The organism is Bradyrhizobium sp. dw_411, from assembly GCF_018449695.1.
Classification (GTDB): Bacteria; Pseudomonadota; Alphaproteobacteria; order Rhizobiales; family Xanthobacteraceae; genus Bradyrhizobium.
On sequence record NZ_JAAVUY010000011.1, the window covers coordinates 83,699 to 98,149 of the forward strand.

Annotated in this window: 13 protein-coding genes and 1 pseudogene; 7 read left to right on the forward strand and 7 right to left on the reverse strand. The window is 62.5% G+C overall.

Annotated features, from left to right (window positions below; all coding sequences use genetic code 11):
* Positions 1–165: 165 nt before the first annotated feature.
* Entirely contained in the window at positions 166–723 is a 558-nt protein-coding gene (locus HB676_RS19895) for an HNH endonuclease (protein WP_213739695.1), read from the forward strand.
* 26 nt (positions 724–749) lie between these two features.
* Here HB676_RS19895 and HB676_RS19900 read toward each other — a convergent pair whose 3' ends face one another.
* A complete protein-coding gene (locus HB676_RS19900; protein WP_213739697.1) occupies positions 750–1,430 on the reverse strand; it encodes a TetR/AcrR family transcriptional regulator in 681 nt (226 codons plus the stop codon).
* Between the two features lie 152 nt (positions 1,431–1,582).
* Here HB676_RS19900 and HB676_RS19905 point away from each other — a divergent pair, with 152 nt between their 5' ends.
* The 4 genes and pseudogenes from HB676_RS19905 (at position 1,583) to HB676_RS19920 (ending at position 8,661) form a co-directional block, all read left to right on the forward strand.
* Positions 1,583–2,821 carry an efflux RND transporter periplasmic adaptor subunit gene (locus tag HB676_RS19905; RefSeq protein WP_213739699.1) on the forward strand — a complete coding sequence of 413 codons (1,239 nt, stop codon included), beginning with the start codon at positions 1,583–1,585 and terminating at the stop codon, positions 2,819–2,821.
* A gap of 112 nt (positions 2,822–2,933) precedes the next feature.
* A complete protein-coding gene (locus tag HB676_RS19910) occupies positions 2,934–6,101 on the forward strand; it encodes a multidrug efflux RND transporter permease subunit (protein WP_213739701.1) in 3,168 nt (1,055 codons plus the stop codon).
* 411 nt (positions 6,102–6,512) lie between these two features.
* Positions 6,513–7,484, forward strand: coding sequence for a S1C family serine protease (locus HB676_RS19915; protein ID WP_213739703.1), 972 nt, complete (start codon positions 6,513–6,515; stop codon positions 7,482–7,484).
* 92 nt (positions 7,485–7,576) lie between these two features.
* Positions 7,577–8,661 (forward strand): annotated as a pseudogene (locus HB676_RS19920) (dienelactone hydrolase family protein).
* A gap of 40 nt (positions 8,662–8,701) precedes the next feature.
* On the opposite strand, the gene HB676_RS19925 reads toward HB676_RS19920, so the two are convergent.
* On the reverse strand, positions 8,702–9,598 hold the full coding sequence (locus HB676_RS19925) for an SDR family oxidoreductase (protein WP_213739705.1): 897 nt from the start codon (positions 9,596–9,598) through the stop codon (positions 8,702–8,704).
* An 80-nt stretch (positions 9,599–9,678) separates the two neighbouring features.
* Entirely contained in the window at positions 9,679–10,419 is a 741-nt protein-coding gene (locus tag HB676_RS19930; RefSeq protein WP_213739706.1) for an SDR family oxidoreductase, read from the reverse strand.
* Between the two features lie 120 nt (positions 10,420–10,539).
* Here HB676_RS19930 and HB676_RS19935 point away from each other — a divergent pair, with 120 nt between their 5' ends.
* Entirely contained in the window at positions 10,540–11,427 is an 888-nt protein-coding gene (locus HB676_RS19935; RefSeq protein ID WP_213739708.1) for a LysR family transcriptional regulator, read from the forward strand.
* A 67-nt stretch (positions 11,428–11,494) separates the two neighbouring features.
* Positions 11,495–11,701, forward strand: a complete 207-nt coding sequence (locus HB676_RS19940) for a hypothetical protein (RefSeq protein ID WP_213739905.1) — start codon at positions 11,495–11,497, stop codon at positions 11,699–11,701.
* Positions 11,702–11,741: 40 nt separating this feature from the next.
* Here the strand turns inward: HB676_RS19940 and HB676_RS19945 are convergent, their stop codons facing one another.
* From HB676_RS19945 to HB676_RS19960, 4 genes are all read right to left on the reverse strand, one after another.
* Complete coding sequence (locus HB676_RS19945) at positions 11,742–12,410, reverse strand: DsbA family protein (RefSeq protein ID WP_213739712.1); 669 nt, start codon at positions 12,408–12,410, stop codon at positions 11,742–11,744.
* 52 nt (positions 12,411–12,462) lie between these two features.
* Positions 12,463–13,242, reverse strand: a complete 780-nt coding sequence (locus HB676_RS19950) for a TSUP family transporter (protein ID WP_213739907.1) — start codon at positions 13,240–13,242, stop codon at positions 12,463–12,465.
* An 87-nt stretch (positions 13,243–13,329) separates the two neighbouring features.
* Complete coding sequence (locus HB676_RS19955; RefSeq protein WP_213739714.1) at positions 13,330–14,052, reverse strand: LrgB family protein; 723 nt, start codon at positions 14,050–14,052, stop codon at positions 13,330–13,332.
* A complete protein-coding gene (locus tag HB676_RS19960; protein WP_213739716.1) occupies positions 14,049–14,435 on the reverse strand; it encodes a CidA/LrgA family protein in 387 nt (128 codons plus the stop codon). The genes HB676_RS19955 and HB676_RS19960 overlap by 4 nt, the downstream gene beginning before the upstream one ends.
* Between the last annotated feature and the right edge of the window lie 16 nt (positions 14,436–14,451).

Sequence of the window (14,451 nt, forward strand, 5' to 3'; positions counted from 1 at the left end):
AAGAGGCCGGCCGCCTCGTTTAGCGGTCTTAATGCCGCTCCTGCAATCGGTCGCGAACCCGGCCGCGGCGGATAAGGCCGCCAACGCTCTTCACAATCCCGTCACGCTGCCTGTAGTATGTCAACTCATGCTGCTTCGCAGCTATATGGGGGCCAGGAGCGTTACTTGAACGCACATGTCTCGCAAGGTGGTTGGCCGGTACTTGTGCTGAACGCGGACTTCCGGCCGCTCAGTTACTATCCGCTGTCTCTTTGGTCGTGGCAGGACGCGATCAAGGCGGTGTTCCTCGACCGTGTGAACATTGTCGAGCATTACGACCGTGCGGTGCGCAGCCCGACGTTCGAGATTCAGCTGCCGAGCGTGGTGTCGCTGAAATCCTTCGTCAAGCCGACCACGCATCCCGCCTTTACCCGGTTCAACGTGTTCCTGCGCGACCGCTTCGTCTGCCAATACTGCCTGGCCGACAGCGATCTCACCTTCGATCACATCATCCCGCGCAGCAAGGGCGGCCAGACCACGTGGGAAAATGTCGTCGCGGCGTGCTCGCCATGCAATTTGCGCAAGGGCAATCTGACGCCGCAGCAGGCGCGGATGTTCCCACGTCAGCCGCCCTTTGCGCCCACGGTGCATCAACTGCATCGCAACGGCCGGCTGTTCCCGCCGAACTACCTGCACGATAGCTGGCTGGATTATTTATACTGGGACACCGAACTCGATCCGTAGTTCGTTTGAAGAACGGCTGCCGCGAGCTATTGGTGCGCACCGCGCTTTGACGAACCCACCGTTTTCGATTTGCCGGGCGCCGGATCGGACGGCCATGCCCTCATGGCGACGCGGCCGATTTGAGCCATCCTTTCCCGCGAAGCCCCGTCACGCGCCTGCACCGCAAGGCCGCGTGCAACCGCGCTGAGATAGGCCGCGAGAACGTCGACATCGGTATCACTGGGCATATCGCCCTCGGCTATGCCCTTGCGGATGCGCTCGGCCATCGCGCCTTCGGAAAAAGCCCGATGCTCGACCATCATTTCACGCATGTTCTTCAAGCCCGGACCCGTCTGGAGGCAGGCAACCGAGACCATGCATCCCGGGGGATGGTCGCCGCGGGTAAACTCCTCCGCCGTCGCGTCGAACAGACGTGAAAATGCCGTCCGCGTGTCGGTGCTTTCGTCATTCAGGATGCCGAAGAACCAGCGGCCGGACGACTCCAGATATGAGCTGGTCGCCTCGCAATAGAGCCGCTCCTTGCTGCCGAACGAGTTGTAGAAACTCGATGCGCTGATGCCCATCGCGGCGATCAGCTCGTCAAACGACGTTCCCTCGTAGCCACGTTCCCAGAACAGCTTGGTTGCGGCCATCAGGGCCGCTTCGCGGTCGAATACCGGCGGCCTGCCACGGCCGCGCTTGGCCGTTTGAACTAATTTTGATGTCATCGCTCCAAAAATCCTTGAACGACGCCTCCCCGCGTTTATATCGCATTGCACACATATTGGAGCGAATTCTCCAAATATCAACCCCTAAGTGCGGACGGGGGCACCACCCGTAGACCGCACTGCAACACGACGATACTGGGGATGGACTTGTCATGGATCAAATAACCGACCGGATCACACTCGAAAGAGCCCCTGCCCCGCAGCCGGGCCGGCGCGCATGGAAGATGTGGGGGACGCTCGCCGTCGTGCTGATTATTGCCGGGGTGGGATATCTGGCCCTGCCGTTCGGCAAAAACGGACCGGCGGCGGCGCTGCCCGCGGCGGCTTTACCGGTCACCGTCAGCAAGCCGTTGCAACGCAATGTCGATGTCCGGCTCGGTTTTCTCGGACAATTTTCCGCCGTCAACCGGGTTGAACTGCGTGCCCAGGTCGGAGGCCTCCTGACCGAAATCCATTTTCAGGATGGCCAGATTGTCCACAAGGGCGACCTGCTATTCGTGATTGATCCGCGTCCCTACGAAATCAGGCTCGCCGAGGCGAAGGCCCAGTTGCAGACCGCAACGGCACGCGTGGCCCTCGCCGACACCCAGCTCTCGCGCGCCCAGTCGCTCCGGCACAACGACTTCGCCACCCAGGAAACGGTGGACCAGCGCACCAACGACCAGAATTCGTCGCAGGCCGCGGTCGAGGACGCCAAGGCCCGGATCAAAGATGCCGAGCTCGATCTGGAATATTGCCACGTAACCGCGCCCTTTACCGGCCGCATCGGAGCCCGCCAGGTATCGATCGGAGGTCTCATCTCCGGCAGCCGGGCCGGCGCCAGCGCGACGACGTTGCTGGCGACCCTGGTTTCGCTCGATCCGATCTATCTGAATTTCGACATGAGCGAATCCGATTTCCTGGTGTTTTCACGCGAACGCGCCCGTCTCAGCGGCCCGGTCGCCGACGAAGTTGCGATCGGCCTGAGCGACGAGAATACTTTTCCGAGAAAAGGCAAACTCGATTTCGTCGACAATTCGCTCGACCGCTCCAGTGGAACGATCCACGCGCGCGCCACCGTGCCCAATCCCGATCTGTTTCTCGCACCCGGCCAATTTGCCCGCCTCCGTGTCGCGGTTGCGCCGCCGGCTTCCGTGCTGTTGCTGCCGGACGCCGCCGTCGTGCTGGATCAGTCGCAGCATCTGGTCATGACGGTGTCGGCTGACGGCACCGTGGTGCCGAAAATCGTCGAGACCGGCGATCTCAGAGGCGGTTTGCGGGTGATCCGCACGGGTCTCGACGCCAGCGACCGCGTCGTGATCGACGGCCTGGTGCGCGCCATTCCGAACAGCAAGGTCGCGCCGCAGGATGGCACGATCAACTACAACGCGGCCGCCGACGGTCAAGGCTAGAGCCTTCCCGGTTCTGATTGAAATCAGAACCGGGCTCTGAACTTTCGTTTTGACGCGTTTTCTTCACGCGAACCGGCATCCACTTCGCTCGAAAACGCTCCAGGAGCTGAACATGAGCCTTTCCCGCACTTTCATCGACCGGCCGATCTTCGCCACCGTGCTGAGCGTGTTCGTCACGCTTGCCGGCCTCGGCGCACTCGCGATCCTGCCCGTCGCGCAATATCCCGAGATCGTGCCGCCCACGGTTCAAATAACGACCTCCTATCCGGGCGCATCCGCGGAGACCGTTTCGCGCACGGTGGCGACGCCGCTCGAACAGCAGATCAACGGCGTGGAGAACATGCTCTACATGAGCAGCCAATCCACCGGCGACGGCAACCTCACGGTAACGGTGACATTCCGGATCGGCACCGATCTCAATGTCGCGCAGATGCTGACCCAAAATCGCGTGCAGGACGCGCTGCCGCGGCTGCCGGAAGACGTCCAGCGCCTTGGCGTGCAGGTGCGCAAATCGACGCCCAACATCCTGCTGGCGGTGCATCTCTATTCGCCGGATAGCTCGCGCGATACGCTGTATCTGTCGAACTACGCGACGCTACATGTAAAGGACGTATTTGCGCGATTGCCTGGCGTCGGCGACGTCACATTCCAGGGCGCGCGCGAATATGCGATGCGGATCTGGCTCGATCCGGACAAGGTCGCATCCCGCGACCTGAACGCCGCCGAGGTGCTGGCAGCGCTTCGGGCGCAGAACGTGCAGGTCTCCGCAGGTATCCTCAATCAGCCGCCGGTCGCTTCGGCCCAAGCCTATCAGATCAACGTCCAGACGCTGGGGCGGCTGACGACGCCGGAGCAATTTGGCGAGATCGTGCTGAAGTCCGATCCGCAGGGCCGCGTGACGCGATTGCGCGACGTTGGACGGGTCGAGATCGGCGCCGCGGATTACGGATCGACGGCGTTCATGGATCGCGGTCCGGGAATTCCGCTTTTGATTTTTGCCCAGCCCGGCGCCAATTCGCTGGCCGTCGAAAGCGAAGTGCTGGCGAGCGCGGAGGCACTTTCAAAGGATTTCCCGCCCGGCGTTGCCTACAAGGTCATCTACGATCCGACGATCTTCGTGGCCAAATCCGTGCGCGAGGTCATCACCACGATCTTCATCGCGATCCTGCTGGTGGTTGGCGTCGTGTTCCTGTTCCTGCAGAGCTGGCGCGCCGCCATTATTCCCGTGATCGCCATACCCGTGTCGCTGATCGGCACCTTCGGCATTCTTTACGCGCTTGGAATCTCGCTCAACAATCTGTCGCTGTTCGGGCTCGTGCTTGCGGTCGGCATCGTCGTCGACGACGCGATCGTCGTGGTCGAGAATGTCGAGCGGAATCTCGAGCGAGGCATGCAGCCGGCGGAAGCGGCCCGCGTCACCATGGACGAGGTCGGCGGCGCGCTGATCGCGATTGCGCTGACTCTATGCGCCGTTTTCGTGCCATCGGCGTTTCTATCCGGCATTACCGGGCTTTTCTTCCGGCAATTCGCGGTGACGATTTCCGCATCGACGTTGATCTCCTGCTTCGTCTCGCTGACCCTGAGCCCGGCACTGTGCGCGGTGCTGTTCAAGGCGCACGAGCCGGGTCACAAAGTCCGGCGGTCCGGCATCACTGGACTCGTCCGCGCCGGATTCGAACGCTTTAATTTTGGCTTCGAATGGCTGTCGACCGCCTACGGCCGTTTGACCCAGCGCCTTGTGCAGGCGTTGGGCGTGATGCTGCTGGCTTATGCCTTGCTGATCGGCGTCGCCGGCGTCCAGTTTGCGCGAACCCCCACCGGGTTCATTCCCGAGCAGGATCAGGGTTATCTGATCTCCGTCGTGCAATTGCCGCCGGGCGCGACCCTCGATCGGACCGAAGCCGTGGTGAAAAAGGCGGTCGAGATCATCATGACCACAAAGGGCGTCGAACACGTCGCCCCGTTCGCGGGATTGGACGCCACCACCTTCACCGTGGCCTCCAATTCCGGCACGATCTTTTCCGGATTGCCTTCGCTGTACAGTCACGAAATCGATGGCGTGACCGCGGCGAGCGTGCTGGCTGACTTACGCAAACGGCTCTCCGTGATCCAGGATGCCTACGTACTGACCATCCCGCCGCCGCCGGTTCAGGGTCTGGGCAGCGCCGGCGGCTTCAAGATGATGCTGCAGGATCGCGCCGGTCTCGGCTCCGATGCGCTCGCGAAAGCCGCGCAAGCGCTGGTTGGGGCGGCCAACAAGGATCCGAGTTTTGCCGGCGTCTTCACTCTGTTCGGCACGCGTGCACCATCGGTCTATGCGGACATCGACCGCGAGAAGGCCGAGAAGGTTGGTCTCACGCCGACCGACGTCTTCTCCACGCTGCAGGTCTATCTCGGTTCGCAGTATGTCAACGACTTCAACTATCTCGGCCGTACCTATCAGGTGATCGCGCAGGCCGACGGAAGCTTCCGCCGGGACCCGCAGGACATCGCCCGCCTGAAAGCGCGCAACAGCTCCGGCGCGATGGTGCCGATCGGCACGGTGGCGCGGTTGAAGGCCGAGAACGCGCCCTACCGCGTGCCCCGTTTCGATCTGTTTCCGGCGGCCGAAGTGATGGGTGTCGCCGCCCCCGGCGTTGCCACCGGCATTGCCCTGCAGCGGATGGAAGAACTCGCCCATCAGGTACTGCCGCCGGGGATCGGCTTCGAGTGGACCGAACTGGCGTATCAGCAGCAGCAGCCCGGAACGTCGTCCTTGCTGATCTTTGGTGCGTCGGCGCTGTTTGTCTTCCTGGTGCTGGCGGCTCAATATGAAAGCTGGAAATTGCCACTGGCCGTGGTGATGATTGTCCCAATGTGTCTGTTGGCCTCGGTGACCGGGCTGGGCATGCGCGGCATGCCGATCGATGTGCTGGCGCAGATCGGTTTCGTGGTCTTGGTCGGATTGGCGGCGAAGAATGCGATTCTGATCGTGGAGTTCGCGCGGCAGGCCGAGGAAAGCGGTGCTTCCGCGGCGGAGGCCGCCGTCAGCGCCGCGCGCACGAGACTGCGGCCGATCCTCATGACGTCGCTCGCCTTCGTGTTCGGCGTCGCGCCCCTCGTCGTGGCGACCGGCGCAGGCGCCGAGATGAGGCAATCGCTCGGCACCGCTGTGTTCGCCGGCATGCTGGGCGTTACCGGCTTCGGTCTTTTGTTCACGCCGGCGTTCTACACCGCGGTGCGTAAGCTCGGAGAGAAGAAGAAGCAGAAACAGGCCGCCGAGGTGGCCGAAGCCGCCTGAGGATTGGGTCGTCGGCCGCCATCGGGACTGATACGTTTCGTGGCGGCCTCACGGCGGTCCGCAGCCTTCATGCGGCGGGGCCGGTTCATCTCGCCTGCTACCGGCGGGGGTTGCGGCCGCCGGGATACAACGCCAAATATGACGCGCGAGCAAAATTGTGCTGCCGACATCTTGCATCAAACGGTAGCTTTTTCCCGATCGACGCCTAATTAGAGCCTTATCGGTTCTGTTTGAATCAGAACCGGGCTCTAAACCCTGTTTGAGGCGTTTTCTTCACGCGAACGGCATCCGCTTCGCTTGAAAGCGCTCTAAAATGGATGGTCCGGGCGCTCTCGACAGAGCTGATGCAAATCCGCACAAAAATGGTTAAATTGACCGGAGCTTTTGCCCCGGTTGGCCAGGAGAATTTCCATGCCCTCTTTGACTGAATGGAAGGTACCGCCGGGCAATCAGCCGCGCGCGGCCGACTACAGTTTCGATCTTGACCGTGTCCTTTCATCCGTCGTCGGCCTGCATTCGATCATACCGAGCGACGCGTTCAGCGCGGACACATTGGGGACCGAGCGCGCCGGCAACGGCGTGCTGATCGAAGATGGGCTGATATTGACCATCGGCTATCTGATCACCGAGGCCGAAACCGTCTGGCTGCATATCGGCGACGGCCGGGTGGTGCAGGGCCACGCGCTCGGCGTCGATAATGTGAGCGGCTTCGGCCTAGTGCAGGCGCTGGGCCAGATGGATATCGAACCGCTGCCGCTGGGTTCTTCGGCGGCCACCGAAGTCGGCGACCGCGTCGTGCTCGGCGGCGCCGGCGGACGCACGCGATCGGTCGCCAGCCACATCGCCGCCAAGCAGGAATTCGCCGGTTACTGGGAATATCTGCTGGACGAAGCGATCTTCACCCTCCCCGCGCATCCCAATTGGGGCGGCACCGGACTGATCTCGAACCGCGGCGAGTTGATCGGCATCGGCTCGCTGCAGCTCGAACGCGAGCGCGAGGGCAAGGCCGAACATGTCAACATGGTCGTGCCGATCGATCTGCTCAAGCCAGTGCTCGATGACCTGAAGAAATTCGGCCGCGTCAACAAGCCGGCGCGGCCATGGCTCGGGATGTATTCGACCGAGATCGACAACAAGGTCGTCGTGGTCGGCATCTCCGCCAAGGGCCCGGCAGCGCGCGCGGAACTCAAGGCCGGCGATGTAATCCTCGCCGTGGCCGGCGAGAAAGTCACAAGCCAGACCGGCTTCTACCGCAAGCTCTGGTCGCTCGGGGCTGCCGGGATCGACGTGCCGCTCACGGTCTATCATGAGGGCGTCACCTTCGATGTGGTGCTGGCCTCGACCGACCGCGGCAAGATGCTGAAGGCTCCCCGGTTGCATTAAAGTTTGGCGCGTTTTCTTGACGCGAACCGATATCCACCCCGGATCAGGTCCGGGACAGGCTTTCGCTGGAAAACGCTTTGAGGATCAGCGCGATGAGCGAGGCCGTGGTGGACGACATCGTGGCCGTGCTGCCGCCACTGCTGCAATCGCTGGAAGCGCTCGGCTTCATCGCGCGCCATCTCAATCCATCGGACTTCGGACGTGTCATGCAGGCCGCCGGTACGCCAGATCAGGCGTTGCAGGCCGAGCTTCCGCGCCTGACAGGCTGGCCGGAAGAATTCGCGCATCTGCAAGTACCGTTGCGGAGTGCGAGCGATGCGGCTTTGGCGGCCTTCGCGGGATTGCGTGCGGTACAGCAGGGCCAGGGCGACCTCGTCGCGGTGTTTCGTGCGTTGCGTTACGCGCCGCGCGCGCAGGAGGCGCTGTATCCTCTCATCTCAAAATTGCCGCCGGTCAGCAGCTTCTTCACCGATCCGATGTTGCGTGAAGACGCCGAGCTGGAAGCACGGCTCGCGGCGCCCGCCAACCCCGGCACCGGAATCTTTCACGACCACAGCGAACCCGGCAGCCGCGGCGGGTTCTCACTGTACGTGCCGGAATATTATAGCCGGATCGGGCCTGGCCGCTGGTGGTGGCGTTGCATGGCGGCAGCGGCAACGGCCGCGGTTTTCTCTGGAGCTGGCTGCGTGACGCGCGCAGCCACGGCGCGATCCTTGTCGCGCCGACCGCGACGGATAGTCCTTCACCCAAAACCACCTGGGCCCTCATGGGCGAAGATACCGACAGCCCGAACCTCGCCCGCATACTGGAGACGGTGCGAAGCCGCTACAACATCGATCCCCACAGGCTGCTGCTGACCGGGATGAGCGATGGCGGCACGTTCTGCTATGTCAGCGGGCTCGAAAGTGCGTCGCCTTTCACGCATCTTGCGCCGGTGTCGGCCACTTTCCACCCGCTGATGGCCGAGATGGCCGATGCGGAGAGATTGCGCGGTCTGCCGGTCTATCTCGTGCACGGCCAGCTCGACTGGATGTTCCCGGTGCAGGTGGCGCGGCAAACCCACGAACTATTATCCGCCGCCGGCGCTAATGTGACCTATCGGGAGCTTCCGGATCTCAGCCATTGCTATCCGCGCGAGATGAACCCGGCGATCCTGAGCTGGCTGCGCGAGACATAACCGGAAGCCTGCAGCGCGTTGCGCCGCCGGCTCCAGATTTTCAATTCATCCTCGGCTTGAGCAGATCCGAAAACCCCACACGGTGCAGCATTTCGTTGCGAACACGATCGATCACCGCGAATGCGACGTCGGCGCCGTCCTGGCTGGGATCGACATGAACCCGGAACGGCCGCTTGCCGAATGGCGTATCGATGATCTCGACGATCGCATCCGCCACCAGGGAGGCATCCGCGTCGGGGGGCACGATCGCCGCGAACGCTTTCTGAATCTGCTCGCCGAAACCGGCATAGGGGCCGGCTTCATATTCCGACATCCGCGCCTTGTCGGCGGGCGAGCCGGCATGGGCGAAATGGTTGGTGCCGCCGGTGAAGGCGCCCGGCACGACGATGGAGGTTTCAATACCCCATCGCGACAACTCGCGCGCATAGACCACTGCCATCGCGTCCATGCCGGCCTTGGCCGCGAAGTATGGCGCGAGATAGGGAGGCGTGCCTCCGGCCGAGCTGCTGCTGGAGACCCAGAGCAATAGTCCCCTGCCCTGCTTGCGCAGTTGCGGCAGTACGGCCCGGTTGACGCGCTGCGTGCTGAGCACATTGACATCGTAGAGTTCGGCGAGCTGTTCCGGTGTGAAGGCCTCGGCCGGCCCGAACACCATATGACCGGCATTGTGCATCACGACATCGATACGCCCTTGCTCGGCGATAATCTCAGCGATGGCAGCATCGGCCGACGCCTGAGAACCGACGTCGAGCTCGATCGCGCGTAAATCGATTTTGTGATCCCTGGCGTATTTCTCGACATCGGCGACCTGAGCCGCATTGCGGCCTGTGGTGTCGCGCATCGACGCGTAAACCGTATGGCCTGCATTTGCCAGCGCATTGGCGGACAGCCGGCCAAAACCGCTGGAAGCGCCGGTTATGACGATGACCTGTTTCATGGCACGTATTCCTTGATCGATGTTTTGAAGATGAAGGGCAAATGGCGATGTCCGGTCGCAACCAGACATCGCCGTTTGATTCAGACCATGCCGCCATTGGCGCGCAGCACCTGGCCGTTGATCCATCCGCCTTCGGGACCGGCGAGGAACGACACGGCGGAGGCGATATCCTCGGGTGTGCCGAGACGCTCCATCGGATTCATCTTGGCCAGCCGGTCGATCAGCTCCGGCGTTTTGCCGTTGAGAAACAGGTCGGTCGCGACCGGTCCCGGCGCCACCGCATTGACCGCGATGTGACGGCCGCGCAATTCCTTCGACAGGATCGCGGTCATGGTTTCGATCGCGGACTTGGTCGCGGCATAGATGCCGTAAGTTTCCAGTTTGAGCCCGACCACGCTGGTCGAGAAATTGACGATACGCCCGCCATCGCGCAGCCTTCTGGCAGCCTCCCGCATCGTGTTGAAGCTGCCCTTGAGATTAACCGCGATCTGCCGGTCGAACGCCGCATCGTCGCTGTCGGCGAGCTTGGCGAGTTTCATGATGCCGGCATTGTTGATCAGCACATCGACGCCGCCGAATGCCGTTTCCGCCGCGTCGAACATGCCGCGCACCGCGTTGGCGTCGCTGACATCGGCCTTGGCGGTCAGCGCCCGGCCGCCGGCGCTTTCGATCTTGCGGGCAAGCGCCTCGGCGGGCTTGGCGTCACCGGAATAATTGATGACGACGGTGAAGCCGTCCCTGGCGAGGCGTTCCGCCACGGCCGCGCCGATTCCGCGCGAAGCACCCGTTACAACAGCCACTTTGTTGGTTTCGTTGGTCATTTTTCAGTCTCCTCATGTTTCGCGGCTGGTCCGCGTCTGATGGCAGAAAGCTAGACCTGTTTATTTCTCGAATAATTCCCTATAATCTGGCATCACAATCCGAAATATACGAACAATTAGATGGATCGATTCGAGGGGATGCGGGTGTTTACCCGGGTGGTTGAGCGGCGCAGTTTTACGCTGGCGGCCGGGGATCTCGGCCTGCCGCGCTCGACCGTCACCGACGCCGTGAAACAATTGGAAGCCCGCCTCGGGGTGCGGCTATTGGAGCGCACCACGCGGCAGGTCAATCCGACGCTGGACGGCGAGGCGCATTACCGGCGCTGCCTGTCCTTGATTGCCGATCTCGAGGAAGCTGAAGCCGCCTTTGGTGGCGCCAAGCCGAAGGGACTGCTGCGCGTCGATGTTCACGGCACGCTGGCGCGTCATTTTGTGATGCCGCGCCTGCCGGACTTCCTCGCCGAATATCCCGGCATCGAACTCTACATGAGCGAGGGCGACCGGCTGGTCGATCTGATCCGCGAGGGCATCGATTGCGTGTTGCGCGTCGGCGATCTCCAGGACAGCGACATGATCGCCCGCCGCGTTGCGATGCTGGAGGAAATCACCTGCGCCGGACCGGCCTATATCGACCGGTTCGGCCGGCCCAGGAATGTCGATGACCTCGACGGTCATCTCATGGTCGGCTTCCATTCGTCAGGATCCGGCACGCTGCTGCCGTTGGAGTTCACTGTCGATGGCGCGGTGCGCGAGATCACGTTGCGTGCGACGGTTTCGGTCAACGGCGCCGAGAGTCTGGTCGCCGCGGCGCGGCTCGGTCTCGGATTGATTCAGGTGCCGCGCTATCACATCGAGGACGATCTCAAGCGCGGCACGCTGGTCGCTGTACTGCCGGACTTTCCACCCTCGCCGACACCGGTGTCGTTGCTTTATCCGCGCAACCGGCAGCTATCGCCGCGCGTCCGCGTATTCATCGACTGGCTGACGCGGGCATTCGCGCGGACCTGAAACGCCGCGGAGTTGAGGGAACCATCCCCGGGAAAGACCGTTGTCCGTCGTCACCGGAGGGTTTGCGATGCGGGTTTTTCTAGGGATGATTTTAGGTGCGCTGTTATTGGTCGCGGGCGTCTACGCCTACGATTCGCAGACGACCTCGACCGTCGCGAACGGCCAGAGCGCAACGAACAGCAGGACCATCGTCAACTGGGACGTCGCGGCCACCGACTGGGATGCGCTGAAAATGCAGGCCCATAAGGACTGGATCAGGCTCTCATCCAAATAGCCTGCGTCGAAATAACGGCTTCGAAAGCGCGCCGCGATAGCTACGACTTCTTCGCGGCCTTGCGCGCATCCGCGATAACCTGGGCAAACTGCTCCATGGTCAGCACGCCCGGCACGCGGAACTTGCCGACGATAAACGACGGCGTGCCCTTGAAATCGAATGCCGTCGCCTGATCGTTGTTGCGCTTCAGGATGGCGTCGATCGCCGCGCCATTCGCGGCGAGGTCGCGTGTCAGACGATCCATGTCGATACCGGCGCCGGCCAGCAGTTCGTTGATGCGCGGCTCGGTCAGCTTCGAATTGTTTCCCATCAAGGCATCATGCGCCTGATTTGATTTATCCTGGTACTTGGCGGCAAGCGCCATCCGCGCCGCTATCACCGAGGTGGGTCCCAGGATCGGCCAATCCTTGCGCACCAGCCTGACCTTGCCGTCATCATGCACCACCTGGCCGAGTTCAGGTTCGAGCTTGCGGCAATAGGGGCAATTATAGTCGAAATATTCGACAATTGTGATGTCGCCATTGGCATTGCCGGCGACCGGGACATCCGGATCGCGCAACACCAGCGCTTCCGTCAGCACATTGTCACCCTGCGCCAGCGCCGGGCCAGGGGCGATGTTGATACCGAGCAAGACCGCCCCGGCGCCGAGCAGGCCCAGCGTCTCGCGCCTTGTCTGATACGGCCGGGCCGGATCGATCGATATGGTCATGTGGGGTCTCCCGGCTGACTGCCTTTGGCGGACGTCTATCTGCTATTTACGCTCAGATCGAGGATAAGTTACGCGCCAGCATGTAAAGCGCCACCGCTATGATGACCGCGGCGAACACAATATTGAGCGCGCCGTGCCGCATCGACAGGGCGCGCGCCGAGCGGGTGCCAATCAACCCGCCGACGATGCCGCCGGCAATGAACAATCCCGCGAGTTCCCACGAAATCAGCCCGGACCACGCATAGCTCGTCGCCGTAGTCAGGCCGAAGGTCGTCACTGCAACCAGCGACGAGGATACCGCGTTCATGATCGACATTCCCGTTGCCAGCATCAGGGCAGGCACGATCAGGAATCCACCGCCGATACCGAAGAAGCCGGACAGCGTCCCGGTCGCGATGCCGAGGCCGACAATGGCCGGCATGTTGTCTCTGGTCATCTTCACGTCGGGCAGGCCGATCCGCGTGCGCGTTTTCAGCATCAACACCGCGATGACGATCATCAGCAGCGCGAACAGCGCCAGCAATTTCTGACCATCGAGCATTTTGCCAAAGATCGAACCTGTAAAGGCGCCGAGAATACCGGCCGCCGCAAACATCAGCGCGCACGACCATTGCACCGTGCCGTTGCGCGCATGGTTCGACAGATTGATGGCGGCATTGGCGGCTACTGCGATGGCGCTGGTGCCGATCGCGACATGGGCATCGGATACACCGACCACATAGACCATCAGCGGCACCGCGAGGATCGATCCGCCGCCGCCGACAAGGCCAAGCGAAAATCCAACCAGCGCTCCCGACGCCAGTCCCAGCACGCCCTGCACCGTAGAGATAATCAAGAACGTCACCTTGCTTTTGCTGAGAGACCGTAAAGGGAATCTTCGCAAACCTCCATGGCGGCAGTGCAGCAAATCGACATTGGATCAGCGCACCAGCAGCGTCACGGCCAGCGGCACCAATAGCGAGGTCACGAGCGCATTGAGGCTCATCGCGATGCCGGCGAAGGCGCCCGCGACCGCATCGACCTGAAACGCGCGGGCGGTGCCGATGCCGTGCGCGGCGATGCCGACGGCGAATCCGCGCGCGCGAAAGTCCGTGATGCGCATCCGGTTCATCAGCGGCGTCACGATGATCGCGCCCATGATGCCGGTGAGGACGACCGCGACCGCGGTCAGCGACGGATCGGCATGCAGGGATTCGCTGATGCCCATCGCAACGCCCGCCGTGACCGATTTCGGGGCCAGCGACAACACCACCGCGCGCGGCAAGCCCGCGACCTCCGCCAACAGCACGATCGAAATCACCGCGGTCACCGAGCCCGCCACCAGCGCCACCAGCATCGGCAGCATCGCGGCCAGCACGGTCTTGCGGTTTTCGTAAAGCGGCACCGCCAGCGCCACGGTCGCTGGCCCAAGCAAGAAATGCACGAACTGGGCTCCACCGAAATAGGTCGTGTAGGAGGTGCCGGTGAGCAGCAGGAAAACCCCGATGATCCAGATCGAATGCAGCACGGGATTGGCCAGCGCATGACGATGCGTTGCCAGCGATACGGCGTCCGCGATCGCATAGACCAATAGCGTCACCGTCAGCCAGAGCAGCGGCGACTGCGACAGATATACCCACAGCGAGAGCGGATTTGCGCTCATGGCGCGCTCCCATTGCGCGTCATCAGGCGGCTGGCGAGACGAAATGTCGCCACCGTCACCAGCAACGTCACCACCACAGAGACCGCAAGAATCACAATGATGGCGATGCCATGCTCGGCGATGAGATCAAGCTTCTGCACGACGCCGACACCGGCCGGGACGAACAGCAGCGACAGATGCGCGAGCAGGCCCCGGCTCGCATTCTCCACGCCATCCTGCTGCAACGGCCCGCGCGCGAGAATTTTGAAGCGGTCACGCGCCAACAGCAATACCAGCAGAAGCATCAGGCCGATCACCGGTCCCGGTATCGGCAAGGCGACACCACGCACGAAAACTTCGCCGGCCAATTGGCAGAGCAGGATCAGACTGAGGCTTGCGATCATCCCTATGTCCACGGAC

Excerpts from the sequence above, each read along its gene's own strand:
- HB676_RS19900 (WP_213739697.1), bottom strand. The coding sequence starts at position 1,430 with ATGACATCAAAATTAGTTCAAACGGCCAAGCGCGGCCGTGGCAGGCCG.
- HB676_RS19905 (WP_213739699.1), top strand. The coding sequence starts at position 1,583 with ATGGATCAAATAACCGACCGGATCACACTCGAAAGAGCCCCTGCCCCG.
- HB676_RS19910 (WP_213739701.1), top strand. The coding sequence starts at position 2,934 with ATGAGCCTTTCCCGCACTTTCATCGACCGGCCGATCTTCGCCACCGTG.
- HB676_RS19915 (WP_213739703.1), top strand. The coding sequence starts at position 6,513 with ATGCCCTCTTTGACTGAATGGAAGGTACCGCCGGGCAATCAGCCGCGC.
- HB676_RS19925 (WP_213739705.1), bottom strand. The coding sequence starts at position 9,598 with ATGAAACAGGTCATCGTCATAACCGGCGCTTCCAGCGGTTTTGGCCGG.
- HB676_RS19930 (WP_213739706.1), bottom strand. The coding sequence starts at position 10,419 with ATGACCAACGAAACCAACAAAGTGGCTGTTGTAACGGGTGCTTCGCGC.
- HB676_RS19935 (WP_213739708.1), top strand. The coding sequence starts at position 10,540 with ATGGATCGATTCGAGGGGATGCGGGTGTTTACCCGGGTGGTTGAGCGG.
- HB676_RS19940 (WP_213739905.1), top strand. The coding sequence starts at position 11,495 with ATGCGGGTTTTTCTAGGGATGATTTTAGGTGCGCTGTTATTGGTCGCG.
- HB676_RS19945 (WP_213739712.1), bottom strand. The coding sequence starts at position 12,410 with ATGACCATATCGATCGATCCGGCCCGGCCGTATCAGACAAGGCGCGAG.
- HB676_RS19955 (WP_213739714.1), bottom strand. The coding sequence starts at position 14,052 with ATGAGCGCAAATCCGCTCTCGCTGTGGGTATATCTGTCGCAGTCGCCG.
- HB676_RS19960 (WP_213739716.1), bottom strand. The coding sequence starts at position 14,435 with ATGATCGCAAGCCTCAGTCTGATCCTGCTCTGCCAATTGGCCGGCGAA.